The sequence below is a fragment of the Streptomyces sp. NBC_00647 genome (assembly GCF_045207245.1).
In the GTDB taxonomy this organism is placed as follows: domain Bacteria; phylum Actinomycetota; class Actinomycetes; order Streptomycetales; family Streptomycetaceae; genus Streptomyces.
The window spans coordinates 7,676,560-7,693,924 of record NZ_CP109040.1 but is presented as its reverse complement, the minus strand read 5'-3'; the positions used below and the strand labels follow the sequence as shown (position 1 = coordinate 7,693,924).

The following is a 17,365-nucleotide window of genomic DNA, read 5'->3' as shown; positions in this document are numbered from 1 at the left end:
CGTGCGCCCCGGCCACCGTGCTGTCCGCCGGGAGAAAAGGGCTCAGGCGGCCTTGGTCACCGCGTCGCGCTCGAACGAGTTGATCGTGCGCGTGAAATCCCGGGTGGACAGCAGAAGCTTGTAGATGATGGCGAGTTCGAAGACGAGAAGCAGCGCTCCGGAGACGACGGTCGCCTCCACGACGGAGTCGAGAAGCGGACCGATGATGAAGGCGCCCATCTGGAATTCGATTCCGCTCACCAGGTGGGGGCGAATCCGGTGCCGCAACAGGAGAGAGCGCACCCGCAGATAGGTCGGAAAGCGGTGGCGGAACTCCCGCTGCAGATCGATGACCTGGGGCGAGGGAACGGTCGTGGCGCCCTCCGCGGCCTCCGCCCCGGCGGCCGCCTCGGCCTTGCCCATGTCCTGCTCGATGTCGGCCTCGGGGTTGTCGCGCAGCAGGTCCTCCATGAAGGCCAGCTCGGCCTGGTTCTCGGCGCGGCGCGCCTCCCGCAGCCGCGACTTGATCTGCTTCCGCATGGAGTGACGAATCTTGAAGATCTCCAGGGAGTTGATGTACCTCAGGGTGTCGAGCCCCACGACGGCGAGGGCCAGCCAGATGTACAGCGTCTCCCCACTGCGCTGATACTGGCCGGCCATCAGCGCCACCGCGCAGACGGCGACTCGGATGCGGTCGAAGACGAAGTCCAGCCAGGCGCCGAACACCGAGCCCTGACCGGTGAGCCGGGCGAGCTTGCCGTCCATGCAGTCGAAGATGAAGCTGACGTGGTAGACCACCGCACCCGCGACGAGCCAGCGCCAGTCGCCGAGCGCGAAGCAGGCCGCCGAGACCAGGCCCAGCAGGAACGCGCCCCAGGTGATCTGGTTCGGCGTGATCCTCGTCCGCATGGCGAGCTGCCTGACCAAGGGGGTGGCGACCGGGTCGACGAGCAGCACGGTCCACCACGCGTCGCGCTTCTTCTCCGTGATGCGCCGCACCTCGGCGAGGTCCGGAATGTCTCGACGTATGAGTCGCATGGGTCAACTTCCTGATGTTCGAACGGAATTAACCTCACGCTAGGAATCCCCTTACCCAAGGCACAAGATCCGCTCCGTGCAACCTTTCCGAGGGGGTAACGGTCCCATCAGTACCCGAGTCGATGGGACTTTCCGGCAGGCCCCGCGTTACCCGAGCGTTATGCAATGACCCGACCGTTATTCAACGTGCGCCAGGACTTCACCGTCCGAGCGCAACCATGACGGAAGGGCGTCGCCGCACTCGTGGACGGTGACATTCCGGTGGCCCCTGCAGCGCTTGTGGCCCTCGCCCGCGCAATTCCGCTTCGCCGAGATTTTTTTCCCTCAGGTGCCGTTCCCATGGCGGCCTCCGCGACCGGGGCCCGTTGCCCACCGCGTGACACCCGGCGGCTCAGGACGCCACGCACCGGGTCCGACCTGTGGGAATGGGACACTGGCCGACGGATGGCGTGACCCCACGCCGTCGTACGCGAGGGCAGCGCGGGCGGCGCGCGCGGACACGGAGGCGAGCGATGGACGAGGCACGGGCGCGGGACGTACTGGCGGCGGCGAAGGTGCTGCCGGGGCCGGCGCGGGACGCGTCGCTCCTCGCCCTCGGGGAGAACGCGGTGTTCGCCGCCGGCGATCTGGTCGTCAAGGTCGGGCGGGACGCCGAACTCCTCGACCGCGCGCGCCGGGAGCTGGACATCGCCGCGTGGCTGGCCGGGTCGGGCGTCCCCGCCGTGCGGGCCGCCGAGCCGGAGCCGCTGCTGGTCGAAGGGCACCCCGTGACGGTGTGGCACCGGCTGCCCGACCCCGTCCGCCCCGCCGAGCCGCGCGACCTGGCCGAGCTCCTTCGGGTGGTGCACGCGCTGCCCTCCCCCTCCTTCACCCTGCCGCCCCGTGAACTCCTCGGCGGTGTGGAGCGCTGGCTGCGTCTGGCGGGCGACGCGATCGACCCCGCGGACGCGGCGTATCTGCGGGAACGGCGCGACGGGTTCGCCACGGCAGCCGTCGCGCTCGCCCCGCATCTGCCGCCGGGCCCGATCCATGGTGACGCGCTGCCCCGCAACGTCCACGTCGGCCCGGACGGACCGGTCCTGGTCGACCTGGAGACCTTCTCCGCCGATCTGCGCGAACACGACCTGGTGGTCATGGCCCTCTCCCGTGACCGTTACGGGCTTCCCGCCGAGGCGTACGACTCCTTCACCGCGGCGTACGGCTGGGACGTCCGCGCGTGGGAGGGCTGCTCGGTCCTCCGGGGCGCCCGTGAGACGGCCAGCTGCGCCTGGGTCGCCCAGCACGCGCCGACCAGTGCCAAGGCGCTGGCGGAGTTCGAACGCAGGGTGGCGTCCCTGCGGGACGGCGACGAGACGGTGCGCTGGTACCCGTTCTGACCGGACACCCGGCCGACCGCACGATCGACGGGAGTCGTCCTTCACGCTCCGGCGGCGGGGCGCGGGAGGCGGTCGGGTCAGACTCTGTCGTCCGCCAGGTCCCGCAGCGGCCAGGTCCCGTCCACCACCGCGTCCGCGTCGCCCTTGCGGCGCAGGAAGCTCTGGAAGTCGGCCGCCCATTCCGCATACCAGTCGATCTGGCGTCGGTGCAGCTCGGCGGGGCCGAGGGCCGCGACCTTGGGGTGGCGGCCGGCTATCGCGCAGGCGAGCCGGGCCGCGGCGAGCGCGTCGGCCGAGGCGTCGTGGGCGGAGTCCAGGACCACCCCGTACTCGGTGCAGACCGCTTCGAGGTTGCGCTTGCCCCGGCGGTAGCGGTCCACCGAGCGGTCGATCGTGTACGGGTCTATGACAGGGGCCGGGTCGATGCCGCCGAGCCGCTCGCGCAGCGACGGCAGTCCGTACCGCCGCAGTTCGGCGGAGAGCAGCGTGAGGTCGAAGGCCGCGTTGTACGCGACGACCGGGACGCCGGTCCGCCAGTAGGTGACGAGGACGCCCGCCATCGCGTCGGCGACCTCGTCGGCGGGCCGGCCCTCGGCGGCCGCCCGCTCATTGGTGATCCCGTGCACCGCCACGGCGTCGACCGGGATCTCCACGCCCGGATCGGCCAGCCACTCGCGGTGCCCTCCCGGCTCTCCGTCCTTGACCTCGATCACGGCACCCGTCACGATGCGCGCCTCGCGCGGATCGGTCCCGGTCGTCTCCAGGTCGAAGCCGATCAGCAGCTCCCGGTGCCAGCCCATGGGCGGCCCCCCTTCTTCGTGGTGCTTTCCCCCAGTGGTCTCCACGATCCCATGAGCCACTGACAATCCGAGGACCGCGTTCCGCTCGGCCGGGGGAGAGCCTTTTCAGGACACAGGCCGCGAATCGGCCCAGGCCACCTCGAACTCCTCGCGATAGGTGGGGAAAAGCCCCTCTTCGTTGCTTTCGTCCGGTTTGACGAGCCGGCTTCCGCCGCGCAGCACCAGGACCGGCGCCTCCATACCGCGTGTCCGGCGCAGATACGACTGCACGACCGCGATGCCGTCCGAGCCGTCCCCGTCCACGAGGTAGGCGGTGAAGCGGGGCGTCTCGTCGTAGACCTGGATCTCGAAGGCGTCCGGGTCGCGCAGCCTGGACCGGACCCGTCGCATGTGCAGGATGTTCATCTCGACAGCTCGGCTCAACTCGCCGCGCTTGATGCCGAGTTCACGCTCCCGCCGTTTGACGGCGCTGGACGCGGGGTTCAGGAACAGCAGCCGCGTCCGGCAGCCGGACTCGGCGAGGCGGACCAGCCGGCGCCCGGAGAAGTTCTGCACCAGCAGGTTCAGGCCGATGCCGATCGCGTCGAGCCGCCGGGCTCCGCCGAAGAGATCCTCGGCGGGGAACTGGCGCAGCAGCCGCACCCGGTCGGAGTGCACTCCGACGACGTCCGCGTACCGGTCGCCCACGAGGTCCTCGACGGCGTCCACGGGCAGCCGCCGCGCGGAGGGCACGTCGCTCCCGGCGCCGAGGATCTCCAGGAGCTTCGCCGCGGCCCGCTCGGCCTGGCCCAGCACGGCCTCGGACAGGGCACGGTTGCGCGACACGACGTTCCGGGTCACTTCCAGCTCGTCCAGGGCCAGTTCGACGTCCCTGCGCTCGTCGAAGTAGGGCTCGAAGCACGGCCAGTGCTGCACCATCAGCTCGCGCAGCTGGGGCAACGTGAGGAAACTGAGCACGTTGTCGTCGGCCGGGTCGAGCAAGTACCCCTTGCGACGGCTGACTTCGCGGACGGCGACCGCCCGCTGCACCCACTCCTGCCCGGCGGGACCCGCGGCGGCGACCACCCAGTCGTCGCCATGGACGGGTTCGTAGATGGGACGGAGAACAGCGGCCACGACCGCGCGCAGCCGCTGTTCGACCAGGTTCAGCCAGATGTAGGCGCGCCCGGCTCGCTGGGCGCGCGTACGCACCTCGCGCCAGGCGTCGGCGCCCCAGTCCAGTTCCGGTCCAATGGATCCCATTTCCATCGGCCGCGCCAGGGACACCGCGCCGGGTGGGACATCTGTGGAGTTCCCCTCGTGACCCTCGTCACCAGGAGGCAACTCCAGCCCTCCCGAGCCCACCCGCGCACCGCCTTCCGCTCCCCCGAGCACTCCCCAGGGGCCAGGCCCCAATCAACGATCAAGGAAGGGTACTCCGGGAGCGGCGAGCGGTGCAGCCCGATGCACAGGTCGTTTCCCAACTACCTTGGTTCTACATGCCCGTTCTGGTCCGCCAGCTCCGGCGGAGTGAGCGGATTCATAGCGGTGACATCGCGCGGGGCGATGGAGAAGCCCTGCCAGTGGACCGGCATGGGCTGCTGGTCCTCGTCACGGGCGATGTGGTGGAAACCCACGTTGACCCAGGCGATGGGGTGCGTGAGCGTCTGACCGCCGACCCACTTGTCGACGGATTTGCCGTGTCCGGCACCGCAGTTGCGCAGGTTGTCGCTGGCGAACTGCTCGCACTTGTTGTACTCGGTGAAGTAGACGTCGTGCTTGGTGAAGGCACGGCCGAGGTACTTGGTGGTCGCGCCCGGGACGAACTCGTAACTGCGGGCGTGATTGTCCTTGTTCTTGCCGGAGTTGCTGACCACGCGCCACCAGCGCATGTTCTTGGCGTCACCCGCGAGTTCCTTGGTGACCTTGGTGACCTTGGTCTTGTTGCTCGGCGCCTCGGCACCGCTCGCGGGCGGGCTGACCGTGGAGTCGTACTGCTCCACCTTGGCCTTGGAGGAGCCGTCCAGGCCGAAGTTGAGCCGCCAGAAGACGTTGTGGCTGTGGCTGGTGGCGTAGTCCTTGGCACCCTTGCCCAGCGGCCAGCCGCGGCCGTCACCCGCGTCGTAGTCACCGGGCGAGAGGCTGCCGGTGGCGCCGACGTTCATGTTGACGGTGCCGTCGTCCTGGAAGCGCCACTCGGTGATGTACTCGTACCAGCCGACCTGGTTGACGGTGTACACGAGCAGGTCCTTGCCCTGCTTCTGGAAGACCTTGTTCCCCGTGTCGGCCTCCATCCGGTAGGCGTGACCGCGTGTACGGGTGGTGGTGCACAGGCCCTTGACGTTCGCGTGCTGCGGGTCCCAGGCGTCCGGGACCTTGACCGTCTTGATGGCGCCGCCGGGGCATTCGGCGGGGACCATGTCGACCAGGCCCTGGCCGAAGCCGGCGCCCGTCAGGTCGCTGTACTCGACCGAGCCGTCGTCGTAGGGGACGTCGATCTGGGCGAGCTTGGCGCTGCTGAGGACCTTGATCGGTGCGGCCTCGCCGGGCGGCTGGTACGAGATGTCCTCCAGGACGAGCCCGGCCTCGCTCTCGTAGTGCCAGCACATCCGCCAGGTGGTGCCGGTGGCGAGCTTCTGTTCGATCCGGTAGTCCGCGCTGCAGTCGGCGGCCGGGGCGGGCGCGGCCTTCGGCTGGGCGACGGCCGGTCCTGCGGCCGTCGTCGCGCCGGCGGCCAGGGCGAGCACCGAGAGGCCCGCCGCCGTCCGGCTGCGGGCACGGCTGTTTCTGTTGACGCGCATGAAGAAGTGACTCCTTGCGGAAAGCAGTGAAGGTGGGAAGGAGAGAAGGGCGGCGCTCAGCCGAGCTTGCCGACCTTGCGGGCGCTCAGGTCGATCACCAGGTCACGGCTGTCGATCCAGGGCCCGTTCTTGACCTTCGGGAAGAGCCGTACGCAGCGGTGCTCGCCGCAGGCGTCGAGGACGCCGGGCTGGGCGCCGGGCGTCGCGCGGTAGACCATGCTGTTGAGCATCAGCTGGCCGGGCGAGGCGAGTTCCTTGCCGGTCGCGTCCTTGAAGTCGGCCTTGAGGCCGGCGCCGAGCGGGTCGGCGATCAGCAGCTCGGCGGCCTCGGTCATCTCGTCGCGGCTGATCGGCGGCTGCACGTCGTGCTGGGTGCCCGTCTTCTCGACCTTCCCGGTGTCGAGGTTGACGGTCTTGGTGACGAGCGTGTCGTCCTTGTAGTCGTAGAACGTGACGTCGGCGCGGCGCGGCGCGTTCGGGTCGTCCAGTTCGGCCGTCTCGGGTTCGGCGAGGTCGACGCCGATCCGCTGCGGTCCTCGCTCGCCCTCGACGTTCTCGGTGGCGTTGAACAGCTGCCGGTTCACCGCGATCCGCTCGACGCGCTTCATCTCGTCGTCGGTCAGCGGGTCACGGCCCTTGCCCTTCTCGCCCTGGGCCGGAGCCCGCTCGACGACGCCGGGCCGCACCGCTCCGCCCTGCTCCCGCAGCGCCGCCCGCTCCTGCGCGGTCGTGCCGGCTGCCGGGCCCCCGTCCCGCTCGTCGGCCCCCGCCGACCCCGGAAGGGTGATACCGACCATCACGGCCGTCCCGGCCACCGCGATGGCCGCACCCGCCACCACCTTGCCCAGATGGCGGTGCACTATCTTGCGCACATTTCCCCCACTCCCCCCACGTTGTTCAGGAGTCGCTCGAGTCCCACTGGTTCGGCATACGAGGTATGCCTGGTCACGGGGTAAGAGGGATGTAAGTCATAGGAGGTTCCATCACTTTCGGGGAGACTCGGCTCGGACTCGCCCCCAGGGGCACGGCACTACTGGAAGAGTCATATCCATGCAGGTCTGGCCTGGAGAGGCATATCCACTCGGTGCCACGTACGACGGTGCCGGCACCAATTTCGCGGTCTTCTCGGAGGCCGCCGACCGTATTGAGCTGTGTCTGCTGCACGACGACGGCTCGGAGACGGCCGTGGAACTGCGCGAGACCGACGCGTTCGTCCGGCACGCCTACCTGCCCGGCGTCATGCCCGGGCAGCGGTACGGCTTCCGGGTGCACGGGCGCTACGCACCGGAGCGCGGACGGCGCGCCAACTCCGCGAAGCTGCTCCTCGACCCGTACGCGCGTGCGATCGCCGGTTCCGTGACCTGGGGCGAGGAGGTGTACGGCTATCCGTTCGGGTCACCCGACAAGCGCAACGACCTCGACTCGGCGCCGCACACGATGTCGTCGGTCGTGGTCAACCCGTACTTCGACTGGGGCGACGACCGACGCCCCCGGACGGAGTACCACCACACCGTTCTCTACGAGGCCCACGTCAAGGGCCTGACGATGCTGCATCCGGCGCTCCCCGACGAGCTGCGCGGCACGTACGCGGCGCTCGCCCACCCGGCGATCATCGAACACCTGACGGAACTGGGCGTCACCGCACTGGAACTGATGCCCGTACACCAGTTCGTGAACGACCACCGTCTGGTCGACATGGGTCTCAACAACTACTGGGGCTACAACACCATCGGCTTCTTCGCCCCGCACAACGCGTACGCCTCCTGGGGCGACCGCGGTCAGCAGGTCCTGGAGTTCAAGTCGGCCGTCCGGGCGCTGCACGAGGCCGGCATCGAGGTCATCCTCGACGTGGTCTACAACCACACGGCCGAAGGCAACCACCTGGGGCCGACCCTCTCCTTCCGGGGCCTCGACAACGCCTCGTACTACCGTCTGGCGGACGACCCCCGCTACTACATGGACACCACGGGCACCGGCAACTCCCTCCTCATGCGCTCCCCGCACGTGCTCCAGCTGATCATGGACTCGCTGCGCTACTGGGTCACCGAGATGCACGTGGACGGCTTCCGCTTCGACCTCGCGGCCACCCTGGCCCGGCAGTTCCACGAGGTGGACCGGCTGTCGTCGTTCTTCGACCTCGTCCAGCAGGACCCGGTGGTCTCCCAGGTGAAGCTGATCGCCGAGCCCTGGGACGTCGGCGAGGGCGGCTACCAGGTGGGCAACTTCCCGCCCCTGTGGACCGAGTGGAACGGCAAGTACCGCGACACCGTGCGGGACATGTGGCGCGGTGAGCCGCGCACGCTGGCCGAGTTCGCGTCCCGGCTGACCGGCTCGTCCGACCTGTACCAGGACGACGGTCGCCGTCCGCTCGCCTCCATCAACTTCGTGACCTGCCACGACGGCTTCACGCTGCACGACCTCGTGTCCTACAACAACAAGCACAACCAGGCCAACGGCGAGGACAACCGCGACGGCGAGAGTCACAACCGTTCCTGGAACTGCGGCGCCGAAGGCGAGACGGACGACGAGACGGTGCTGGCGCTGCGGGGCCGGCAGCAGCGCAATTTCATCGCCACGCTGATGCTCTCCCAGGGCGTGCCCATGCTCAGCCACGGCGACGAGTTCGCCCGCTCCCAGGGCGGCAACAACAACGCGTACTGCCAGGACAGCGAGCTGGCCTGGGTGCCGTGGCCGGAGGACGGCTCGGAGCTCCTGGACTTCACCCGCGCGATGGTGTGGCTGCGCAGGGACCATCCCGTCTTCCGGCGGCGGCGGTTCTTCCACGGGCGGCCCGTCCAGGGCACCCACGACGAGCTCTCCGACATCGCGTGGTTCACCCCGGAGGGCCAGGAGATGACCCAGCGCGACTGGGGTTCCGCGCAGGCCCGGGCGCTGTCCGTCTTCCTGAACGGCAACGCGATCTCCGAGCCGGGCCCCCGCGGGGAGCGCATCGCCGACGACTCCTTCCTGCTGATGTTCAACGCCTCTCCGAAGTCCCTGGACTTCGTCGTACCGGTCGACCACGGCCGCCAGTGGCAGGTCGTCGTCGACACGTCCCGGCCGGAGGGAGTCGCCCCGGGTACGGGCGCGAAGGTCGAGGCCGGGGACCGGCTGACCCTGGTCGACCGGAGCATGACGGTGCTCCAGCGGCCCGCCTAGGCGACCGCTGTCCGATGGCACGCGCGCGTGGGCTCCCGTCGTGGGGCGCACGCGCGCGGGGCACGGGTCTCCGCGGCCGCGCCGTCCGTCGCGGGGCCGGGCCGGGCCGCCGTGCGGGCCCATATGCGTACGGCGATGACAGGAAATCCGGCCGGGCGGGTACGTAGGTTCCCATGACACCTGAGCGTCCCGAACCGGCGATCGCTGACCCGGTCGTCCCCGGCCCGGTTGTTCCCGCCGTACCGACAGCCACGTACCGGCTGCAGCTCCAGCCGGAGTTCCCCTTCCGGCGTGCCGAGGCGGCCGTGCCGTATCTGGCCTCGCTCGGCGTCTCCCATCTGCATCTCTCCCCCGTCCTGGAGGCCGTGCCCGGCTCCACGCACGGCTACGACGTGGTGGACCACGCGCGCGTACGGGCCGAACTGGGCGGTGAGGAGGGGCTGCGCTCCCTGGCGCGCACCGCGCGGGAGCACGGGCTGGGCCTCGTCGTGGACATCGTGCCGAACCACATGGCGATGGCCCCGCGCCACAACCACGCCCTGTGGGAGGTGCTGCGCGAGGGCCCCGAGTCGCCGTACGCGCGCTGGTTCGACATCGACTGGGACGCCCAGGGCGGCCGGATCCTGCTGCCGGTGCTCGGGGACCGTCTCGGCGCCGAGATCGGCCATCTGAAGGTCGACGGCGACATACTGCGCTACTACGACCACGTGTTCCCGCTGCGCGAAGGCACCGCGAAGCTGCCGCTGCCCCAGCTCCTCGACGCCCAGTGGTACCGCCCGGCATGGTGGCGGATGGCCCGCACGGATCTCAACTACCGGCGCTTCTTCAGCATCTCGGAGCTCATCGGCGTGCGGGTCGAGGACCCGGAGGTGTTCGCGGCGACCCACGCGAAGATCCTGGAACTCCTCGAGGACGGCGTCATCGAGGGACTGCGCATCGACCACCCGGACGGTCTGGCGGACCCGGACACCTATCTGCGCCGGCTGCACGAGGCGACCGGAGGCCGCTGGACGGTGGTCGAGAAGATCCTCGCGGACGGTGAGCCGCTCCCGCCCGCGTGGCCCGTGGCGGGCACCACCGGCTACGACGCGCTGCGGCACGTCGACGGCCTCTTCACCGACGAAGCGGGCGCGAGCCAGCTCCTCGGCCGCTACCGGCGGTTCGCGGTCCCGCAGGCCGACCGGGGCGGGCACTGGGAGAGCACCGTGCGCCGGGCGGCGTACAAGGTGGTCACCCACGAACTGGCCACCGAGGTGGAGCGCCTCACGCGCGTGGTGAGCGCGCTGTGCGCCGCGTCCCCCGATCCGGCCCTGCGCGACCACGCCCCCTGGGCCCTGGGCGCCGCGCTGCGGGAGCTCCTGGTCCGGCTGGAGGTGTACCGGCCCTATCCGTCCACGGACGCGTCCCTGGTGGTGACCGAGCGGGCCGCCGACGAGGCCAGGGCGGCGTTCAGGGTGCCCGAGGAGGCCCATGCCGTGGACGTCGTACGGGACCTTGTGCTCGGGCGGGGCGGTGACGGGCCCGAGGCTGCCGAGTTCCGGGCCCGGTTCGCGCAGACCTCGTCGGCGCTGCGGGCCAAGTCCGTTGAGGACACGGCGTTCTACCGCTATGTGCCGCTGCTGTCCGCGAACGAGGTGGGCGGCGACCCGGGCAGCCCCGCGGTGTCCCCGGAGGACTTCCACGCCTACTGCGCGCGCGTGCAGCGTGACTGGCCCGCCACGGGAACCGTCCTGTCGACCCACGACACGAAGCGCAGCGCCGACGTGCGCGCCGCCGTCTCGGTCCTCACCCAGTGCCCGGAGCGCTGGTCGGACCTCCTCGCCGAGGTGACCCAGGACGGGGCGGGGATGCCCGACCCGCAGGTGGCCTGGGCCGCCTGGCAGACGGTCTTCGGCCTCGGCCCCGCCGAAGGCGACGGTGACGGTGCGGCGTACGAAGAGCGGGTCCGGGACGCGGTGTTGAAGCACATCAGGGAGGCCGGAACGCACACCGCCTGGACCGAGCGGGATCCCGCGTACGAGGACGCGGTGGCGGCGTTCGTCACCGAGGGGCCGTGCGGGGCCCCAGGCCGGCGCGTGGCCGCTCTCCGGGCCTCCCTGGCCCCGCACGTGCGGGCGAACGTCCTCGGGGCCGCTCTGGTCCATCTGACGATGCCCGGGGTGCCGGACGTGTACCAGGGCACCGAGGACGAGTACCGGGCCCTGGTGGACCCGGACAACCGGGGGGCGTTCGCGCCGCGGGACCTGTCCGCGGAGAAGGTGGCGCTCACGGCCGCCGCGCTGCGGCTGCGCGCCCGGCGGCCCGGCGTCTTCGGCGACGCGGCGACGTACGCGCCGCTGCCGGCCGGGGGCCCGGGAGCCGCGCACTGCGCGGCGTTCCTGCGGTCGGGAGAGGTGATCACGGCCGTCACCCGGCTGTCGCTGCGGCTGGCGGAGGCGGGCGGCTGGCGCGACACCCGCCTCGCGCTCCCCGGGGGACGGTGGGCCGACGTGCTCTCCCCGGACTCGCCCGGGCGGGAGTTCACGGGGCACGCGCGCGTGGCGGACCTCTTCGGGAGGTCGCCCGTGGTGCTGCTGGAGCGCGTCAGCGCAGACGCACCGGCAGGGTCCGCGGGGATCGGCTGATCAGACCCTCGGCGGGAGGCCTGGGCCCCGCCGCCCTGCGGACGTCCGGCAGGACGGTCAGCAGGGCGCGCAGAGCGTGCTCCGCGGTCAGCCGGGCCAGCGGGGCCCCCAGGCAGGAGTGCGCTCCCGCGCCGTACGCGAGCTCACCCGGGTCGGCGCGGAAGGCGTCGTAGCGGTCCGGGTCCGCGAACCGTGCCGGGTCGCGGCCCGCGGCACCCAGCAGACACGCCACGGTGGCGCCCTCACGGATCGGGCCGATCGGTGCGAGGGCCCGGCGCGGCACGATCTGCAGCGGCGGATCGCGGCGCAGCGACTCGGCCCAGGCGCCGCCCACCAGCTCGGGGCGGGTCCGGATCAGGTCCAACTGGCCGGGATGGTCGAGGAGGTTGGCGAGGAACGAGGCGAGCGCGCGTGCGGTCGTCTCGCCGGCCGCGCCCAGCACCGCCCCGGCCAGGCCCGTCACGTCCTCGTCCGGCAGGGGACGCCCGCCGGCCCGGGCCGCGCACAGCGCGGACAGCAGATCGTCTCCGGGGTGGGCACGGCGGCGGGCGACGTGGGGGCGCAGGTAGGCGTCGAGTCCGGGGTGGTGCCCGCCGAGGTGGTCGAGTCCCGTACGGCACCAGGCGTGCACGCGCGCGGTGTCCTCGTAGGGCAGCCCGAGCGCGGCGACGGCGGCCGCGGCGGGCAGCCACTGGCAGAACTCGGCGACGAGATCGGCCTCCCGCCGGGACGCGAGGCGGCGGGCGAGGACGTACGCGGTGCGCTCGACGCCCGATTCCAGGGCCGCCAGCGCGCGGCCCCGGAGCGCCGGGGACAGCAGGGCCCGGTGCCCGCCGGGCGCGCCGTCCCCCCGGCGGGCCAGTGCGGGACCGGGCGGGGGCGCGACGAGCCGCGGGTCCGCGAGTGCGGCGCGCACATCGGCGTACCTGCTGATCAGCCAGGCGCCGAACGGCTCGTCGTACACGAGGGGGAAGTCTCCGCGCAGGGTGCGGTAGAGCGGCTGGGGGTCGCGCTCGGTGCCGGGATCGAGCAGGCTCGGCAGGACGGTCGCACGCGCGGACGGCACGCTCGGGGGCAGGTACGGCGCCCCGGACGAGGGGCACGGGGGCGCGAACGGGGTCACCGGCGAGAGAGACAGGGCCGTGATCGGGGCCGGCGGCGGGCTCGTGACGGGCGAGAGCGGCGCGCTCGTGAAGTCCGGCGGCGGACCCGCGAGGGACGGGGGAGGCGGGCCCGGCACGGACGGGGGCGGGGGCGGGCTCTTGACCGGTGGTCCCGCGGGTATCGCCGTCGGGCCGCCTTCGCCGGGAAGGCCATGAGGACACAGCACCGCGGGCCACCACCTCGGGTCTGCGCGCCGGACCCGCGCGCGGTTGTTCCGAGTCGACCACCGCCTGCCCTGGACCGCAGTTCCCGTACACCCGTACGGGTGAATCGTGTACGTGACACCGGCTCGCCCGCGCGTGGCGCACGCGTACGCCGGCCGGCCCTCCCGGGCTCCCGCTCCCGGGCCGCTCCCCCGGTTCTCCGCAGGCCGGGGGGTACGGTCCGCACCGGCCCCGGGCAGCTCGCGCATCCGCGGCGGCCCGTTGCCAGGGGAAATGCCACCCGGGGCTCCGCGGAGCCGCCCTGCCGCGTTCTTGACAGTTCCCCGAGACCGTGGAGTACTGCCAAAAGCGACGCAGGGCGGACAAGTCGGGGGTGAGTCACCTGCCGGAGCTGCGCTATCCCAGTGTGACCGAAATCGTCTCGTCCGCCTGGGCGTTGGCGGCCCACCGGCCCGACCTGTGCGTCCTGAGGCAAGTGGGCACCTCCCGCGCGGGCAGGCCTCTCCACCTGCTGTCCGTCGGCCACGCCCGGCGTGCGGTCCTCGTCGTGGCCGGGGCCCACGCGAACGAACCGACGGGCGGCTCGACGCTGCTGTCGCTGGCCGAACGTGTGCTGCGCCGACGGGAGTTGCGAAGAGACACCTCCTGGCACTTCCTGCTCTGCGCGGATCCCGACGGGGCAAGCCTGCATGTGACGCCCGCGCCGCGCACCCTGCTCGACTACCACCTGGGCTTCTTCCGTCCCGCCGGACCCGAGCAGCCGGAGTGGTCGCCCTCCGTCCTGCCGCCCGACCGGCTGCCGCCGGAGACCCGCGCGCTGACCCGGGTCATCGACGAGCTGCGGCCCTATCTCCAGGTGACGCTGCACGGGACCGATCTGGGCGGCAGCTGGGTGCAGTTGACCAAGGACATCCCGGGGCTCGCGGAGCCGTTCGCCAAGTCCGCGGCGGAGCTGCGCATCCCGGTCGAGACGGCCGCGTCGGACGCCGCGGGCTGGCCCGCTTCCGGTCCCGGGGTCCATGTGATGCCGGCGCCCGGCTCGGACGCGGCGTACCCGAGCATGCCGGACGACGCCCGGCACAGCACCTGGTACCACGCCCACCGGTACGGCGGTCTGACGGCCGTCGTGGAGGTGCCGATGTGGGCCAGTGACCTGGTGGACGATCCGGCGCCCCACCCCGCCCCCGCGGCGGCGCTGCGGCGCCTGGCGCACCGGCTGCTGACCGACGCGTTCCAGGTGGAGGCGGTGCTCGGGCGGGCCCTGCCGCGGCTGCGGGGACCCGACGGGCCCCTTCTGCGGGCGGCGAAGTGGGCGCTGGAACTGGTGCCGGGCCTCGCCGCGGACTGGTCGCATGCGCCCCCTCCGGACACGACGATGGCGTACGTGGGCAGTGTCGACGCGTTCGGCCGGCGGATTCCGCTGCGGGCCGCGTCCATGCTGCTGCGCGTCCTCCAGGAGTCCGACGACCGCGAGGCACCCCATCTCGAACAGCTGGTGGCCGGCTGGAGCGACGCCTTCGCCGAGCGCTTCCGGGCGCGCTGGGTGCCGCTGGAGAACCAGGTCGAGCACCAGGCCCGTACGGTGATGGCGGCCGCCCGTCACGCGCGCGACACCGCCGCCTGACTCAGCTCGGCAGGTCGAACACCGCACCCGTCTCGGCTCCCATGGCGCACGAGTTCGAGAAGGTGCGCGTGTAGTCGACCCGGCGGCCGTCCCACGCGCCGTACGCCGACACGGTCACCGGCGCGTAGATCATCGGGCACACGGCGCCGGAGCGGGGCGGGATGCGACCGATGTCGCCCCCGGCGGCGCGGAGTTGCTCACAGGCCTCGGCCGCGCGGCCGTGGCCCTGGGGCGGGTCGCAGAGCAGCAGGACGCCGCGGGTGTCACCGGAGCGGGCGTCGCCCCGGGTGACGCCGAGGCTGAGCCAGTTGCCGGACCGTTCCTCGTGAGGCGCGGCCTGGGCCGGGGGCGCGCCCGCCATGAGGAGCAGGAACGGGACGAGCAGGCCGACGCGGAGCGCCGGGAGGGTCTTCGTCATTCCTGGTGCATCGGCACCGCGGCCTGCGCGCCCCAGTCCGGCTCACCCGAACGGGAACGCGCACCCGCTCGGCGCCCCGCGAGGTCGAACGCGGCGAGCACCACGCGCGCCTGGTACTCGACCTGGCGTGCGACCGGTATCCAGCGGGCCCCGCAACCGTCGCGGTAGTCGGCGCACCACGCGTCGATCAGCCGGTCGAGTTCGGGCAGCGCGTCGCACGGGTCGTGCCCGGAGGCGGTGACCAGCTGGTGCAGCAGCCCGGCCGTGCGCAGGGCGACCCGGCGTCCGGCGAGGCGCAGGGCGGTGAGCCGGGCGGTGTCGAGCGGCGGCAGGGAGCGCGCGCCGGCGTCCCGCACGTCGGGATCCCAGGAGTCGGCGAGTCCGGGGCCGACCAGTAAATAGTCGTCCACGGGCGCGAGGAGACACGTCATGTCCGGCGAGGTTCCGAGGCCGGGCCGCACGCGGGCCAGGATGCCCTCCAGGAGCCGCGTGTCGTGCCGCAGCACGCGGCTCACGGAGCGGAGCACCGCGTCGGGATCGGCGGGGCGTGCCGGGTCCTCGACGGCGCCGACACCCCACATGGGTGCCTCGACGATCGCCGTCACCGTGCCGTGCGGCTGCGGATGGAACCAGGTGGAGTCGACGGCGGCCTCCGTGATGGCGGCGGCCAGGTCTCCCCTGCGCGGCGGCGGGACGCGGTAGACGGCGGGGCCGAGCGCCGGCCAGTACAGGGTGTCGTAGGGCCCGAGTTCGCGCGGAATGCCGAGCCGGGCCGCGCTGTGCGCGACGCGCTGGGCCAGACCGGGCAGGTCGCGGGTCAGCTCGACGAACGCGCCGCCGACGTCGACTCCGTGCAGCGAGCACTGGAGGAACGGCCGCAGCTCGTCCTGGAGGCCGAGCAGGGCGCGGGTCTCCGGCAGGACGGCGCAGTCCGCGCCCTCGGGCAGCCATTCCGGCTGTTCCAGGAAGCCGGGCCGGAAGAAGTGCCGGAAGTAGTGGCCGAGGGTGTACGGGCCGCGGAGCCAGGCCTCGTTGCGGCGCGAGCCGTCCGGGTCGAGGCAGAGCAGCAGGTTCCAGGTGGCGTCCGCGCCCTCGGTGAGCCGGGGGTCGGCGAGCGCCCGTTCGGCCAGCCGCAGGACCGTGGCACCGCCCACGGGTTCGTTGGCGTGCGGTCCGGCGACGACGAGGGCCTGACGGCTGCCGTGTCCGACGGACAGGAGCCACAGCGGCGTGCCGGCCCGGGAGGTGCCCACGCGGCGCAGCCGGGCGGCATCGGGGTGCCGGGCGACGAGCGCGGCGGCGCGGACGCCGAGTTCGTCCACGGTCGGGTAGCGCCGGAGTGGCGGCAGGGCACACCTCCACTCGTACGGTGCCGTCGGTTCACCTGATGTGCATGGTGTACACACAGTCAGTCACGGCTCTTGAGGTACGTCAACACCGCGGGAGGCGGGGGATGTTGCGGAGATCCGCGGGTGGACACCGGTCCGGTGGACGAGGAGCCGGAACGCGTGGACTCCCCGGCGGACACCGCGCCCCAGGACCCGCGCGCTGCCGGGCAGCGCGCCCGGCCGGACGGCGCCCGCCGCGACACCACGACTCGGCCGGGCGCCCTCCCGGACGCCGCGGCTCAGTCCGAGGCGAGGCGGAACAGCATCCGGCCGAAGCCGATCTGGTCGCCGTTCTGCACGACGGACGCGCCGATGACGCGGCGGCCGTTGACGGTCGTGCCGTTGGTCGAACCGAGGTCGCGCAGCACCCACACGCCGCTCTGCCGGCTCAGCTCGGCGTGCACCCGGGACACCGTCTCGTGGTTGAGGCGCAGCCCGCTCGCCGGGTCGCGGCCGATGCGCAGCGGGTAGGGGCTGCCGGGGTTGGGCAGCTGCAGCTTGGGCAGGCGCTCGGCCCGCCAGGCCCTGCGCAGCCGCACGGTGAAGCCGGAGACGGCCTCCACGCTGCCGAACACCAGCTTCGACCAGCGGCGCTCGGTGGGCAGGTCGGCGGTGAGCACGGCGAGTTCGTCGGACCGGCGGGCGGCCAGGGCCAGCTCCATGCGGCGGATGAACGTGTCGTGCGAGAGGCGGCCGAGGGCGACGCCGTCGCGGAGGGACTTGAGCGCCCGGTCGCGCTCCGCGTCGGACAGCCGCGCGGGGTACGTGTGGAACTCGAAGGACGACGTCACGATGGTGATTGTCGGGCAGTAACGACGGGGTGTCCAGAAGAGCCCGAAACGACGCGAGGG

General features: G+C 72.2%; 13 protein-coding genes. 4 read left to right on the top strand and 9 right to left on the bottom strand.

From position 1 onward, the window contains the following. Window positions 1-42 precede the first annotated feature (42 nt). Window positions 43-1,017: a CDP-alcohol phosphatidyltransferase family protein gene (locus OG788_RS33810; RefSeq protein WP_406374918.1), complete on the bottom strand. Its 975-nt coding sequence runs from the start codon at window positions 1,015-1,017 to the stop codon at window positions 43-45. A 512-nt stretch (window positions 1,018-1,529) separates the two neighbouring features. Between OG788_RS33810 and OG788_RS33805 the strand changes: the two genes are divergently transcribed. Then, complete coding sequence (locus tag OG788_RS33805; protein ID WP_406374917.1) at window positions 1,530-2,393, top strand: phosphotransferase enzyme family protein; 864 nt, start codon at window positions 1,530-1,532, stop codon at window positions 2,391-2,393. Between the two features lie 77 nt (window positions 2,394-2,470). Here the strand turns inward: OG788_RS33805 and OG788_RS33800 are convergent, their stop codons facing one another. The 4 genes from OG788_RS33800 to OG788_RS33785 form a co-directional block, all read right to left on the bottom strand. Then, window positions 2,471-3,193, bottom strand: coding sequence for a 3'-5' exonuclease (locus OG788_RS33800; protein WP_406374916.1), 723 nt, complete (start codon window positions 3,191-3,193; stop codon window positions 2,471-2,473). 105 nt (window positions 3,194-3,298) lie between these two features. Continuing rightward, window positions 3,299-4,537 (bottom strand): SAV2148 family HEPN domain-containing protein, encoded by a 1,239-nt coding sequence (locus tag OG788_RS33795; protein WP_266763601.1) that lies wholly within the window; start codon window positions 4,535-4,537, stop codon window positions 3,299-3,301. Between the two features lie 119 nt (window positions 4,538-4,656). Further along, window positions 4,657-5,973 carry a copper amine oxidase gene (locus tag OG788_RS33790; RefSeq protein WP_406374915.1) on the bottom strand — a complete coding sequence of 439 codons (1,317 nt, stop codon included), beginning with the start codon at window positions 5,971-5,973 and terminating at the stop codon, window positions 4,657-4,659. 56 nt (window positions 5,974-6,029) lie between these two features. Next, the gene (locus tag OG788_RS33785) at window positions 6,030-6,845 is read right to left on the bottom strand and encodes a Tat pathway signal sequence domain protein (protein ID WP_351536825.1); all 816 of its coding nucleotides are present in this window, start codon (window positions 6,843-6,845) and stop codon (window positions 6,030-6,032) included. Between the two features lie 178 nt (window positions 6,846-7,023). Here OG788_RS33785 and glgX point away from each other — a divergent pair, with 178 nt between their 5' ends. Continuing rightward, window positions 7,024-9,132, top strand: coding sequence for a glycogen debranching protein GlgX (gene glgX / locus OG788_RS33780; protein WP_406374914.1), 2,109 nt, complete (start codon window positions 7,024-7,026; stop codon window positions 9,130-9,132). Between the two features lie 173 nt (window positions 9,133-9,305). Further along, complete coding sequence (treY, locus tag OG788_RS33775; RefSeq protein WP_406374913.1) at window positions 9,306-11,756, top strand: malto-oligosyltrehalose synthase; 2,451 nt, start codon at window positions 9,306-9,308, stop codon at window positions 11,754-11,756. Here the strand turns inward: treY and OG788_RS33770 are convergent. After that, entirely contained in the window at window positions 11,716-12,822 is a 1,107-nt protein-coding gene (locus tag OG788_RS33770; RefSeq protein ID WP_406374912.1) for a cytochrome P450, read from the bottom strand. The two genes, treY and OG788_RS33770, sit on opposite strands and share 41 nt — an antisense overlap. A gap of 635 nt (window positions 12,823-13,457) precedes the next feature. On the opposite strand from OG788_RS33770, the gene OG788_RS33765 reads away from it, so the two are divergent. Further along, entirely contained in the window at window positions 13,458-14,708 is a 1,251-nt protein-coding gene (locus OG788_RS33765) for a M14 family zinc carboxypeptidase (protein WP_406374911.1), read from the top strand. Window position 14,709: 1 nt separating this feature from the next. Here the strand turns inward: OG788_RS33765 and OG788_RS33760 are convergent, their stop codons facing one another. The 3 genes from OG788_RS33760 to OG788_RS33750 form a co-directional block, all read right to left on the bottom strand. Further along, window positions 14,710-15,126: a subtilase-type protease inhibitor gene (locus tag OG788_RS33760; RefSeq protein ID WP_406374910.1), complete on the bottom strand. Its 417-nt coding sequence runs from the start codon at window positions 15,124-15,126 to the stop codon at window positions 14,710-14,712. Then, window positions 15,123-16,448, bottom strand: a complete 1,326-nt coding sequence (locus tag OG788_RS33755; RefSeq protein WP_406374909.1) for a M14 family zinc carboxypeptidase — start codon at window positions 16,446-16,448, stop codon at window positions 15,123-15,125. The genes OG788_RS33760 and OG788_RS33755 overlap by 4 nt, the downstream gene beginning before the upstream one ends. A 305-nt stretch (window positions 16,449-16,753) precedes the next feature. Beyond that, the gene (locus OG788_RS33750; protein ID WP_406374908.1) at window positions 16,754-17,305 is read right to left on the bottom strand and encodes an FHA domain-containing protein; all 552 of its coding nucleotides are present in this window, start codon (window positions 17,303-17,305) and stop codon (window positions 16,754-16,756) included. Between the last annotated feature and the right edge of the window lie 60 nt (window positions 17,306-17,365).

What these genes read in the sequence shown, in the direction of transcription:
- OG788_RS33810 (WP_406374918.1), bottom strand. Translation starts at nt 1,017, where the DNA reads ATGCGACTCATACGTCGAGACATTCCGGACCTCGCCGAGGTGCGGCGC.
- OG788_RS33805 (WP_406374917.1), top strand. Translation starts at nt 1,530, where the DNA reads ATGGACGAGGCACGGGCGCGGGACGTACTGGCGGCGGCGAAGGTGCTG.
- OG788_RS33800 (WP_406374916.1), bottom strand. Translation starts at nt 3,193, where the DNA reads ATGGGCTGGCACCGGGAGCTGCTGATCGGCTTCGACCTGGAGACGACC.
- OG788_RS33790 (WP_406374915.1), bottom strand. Translation starts at nt 5,973, where the DNA reads ATGCGCGTCAACAGAAACAGCCGTGCCCGCAGCCGGACGGCGGCGGGC.
- glgX (WP_406374914.1), top strand. Translation starts at nt 7,024, where the DNA reads ATGCAGGTCTGGCCTGGAGAGGCATATCCACTCGGTGCCACGTACGAC.
- treY (WP_406374913.1), top strand. Translation starts at nt 9,306, where the DNA reads ATGACACCTGAGCGTCCCGAACCGGCGATCGCTGACCCGGTCGTCCCC.
- OG788_RS33760 (WP_406374910.1), bottom strand. Translation starts at nt 15,126, where the DNA reads ATGACGAAGACCCTCCCGGCGCTCCGCGTCGGCCTGCTCGTCCCGTTC.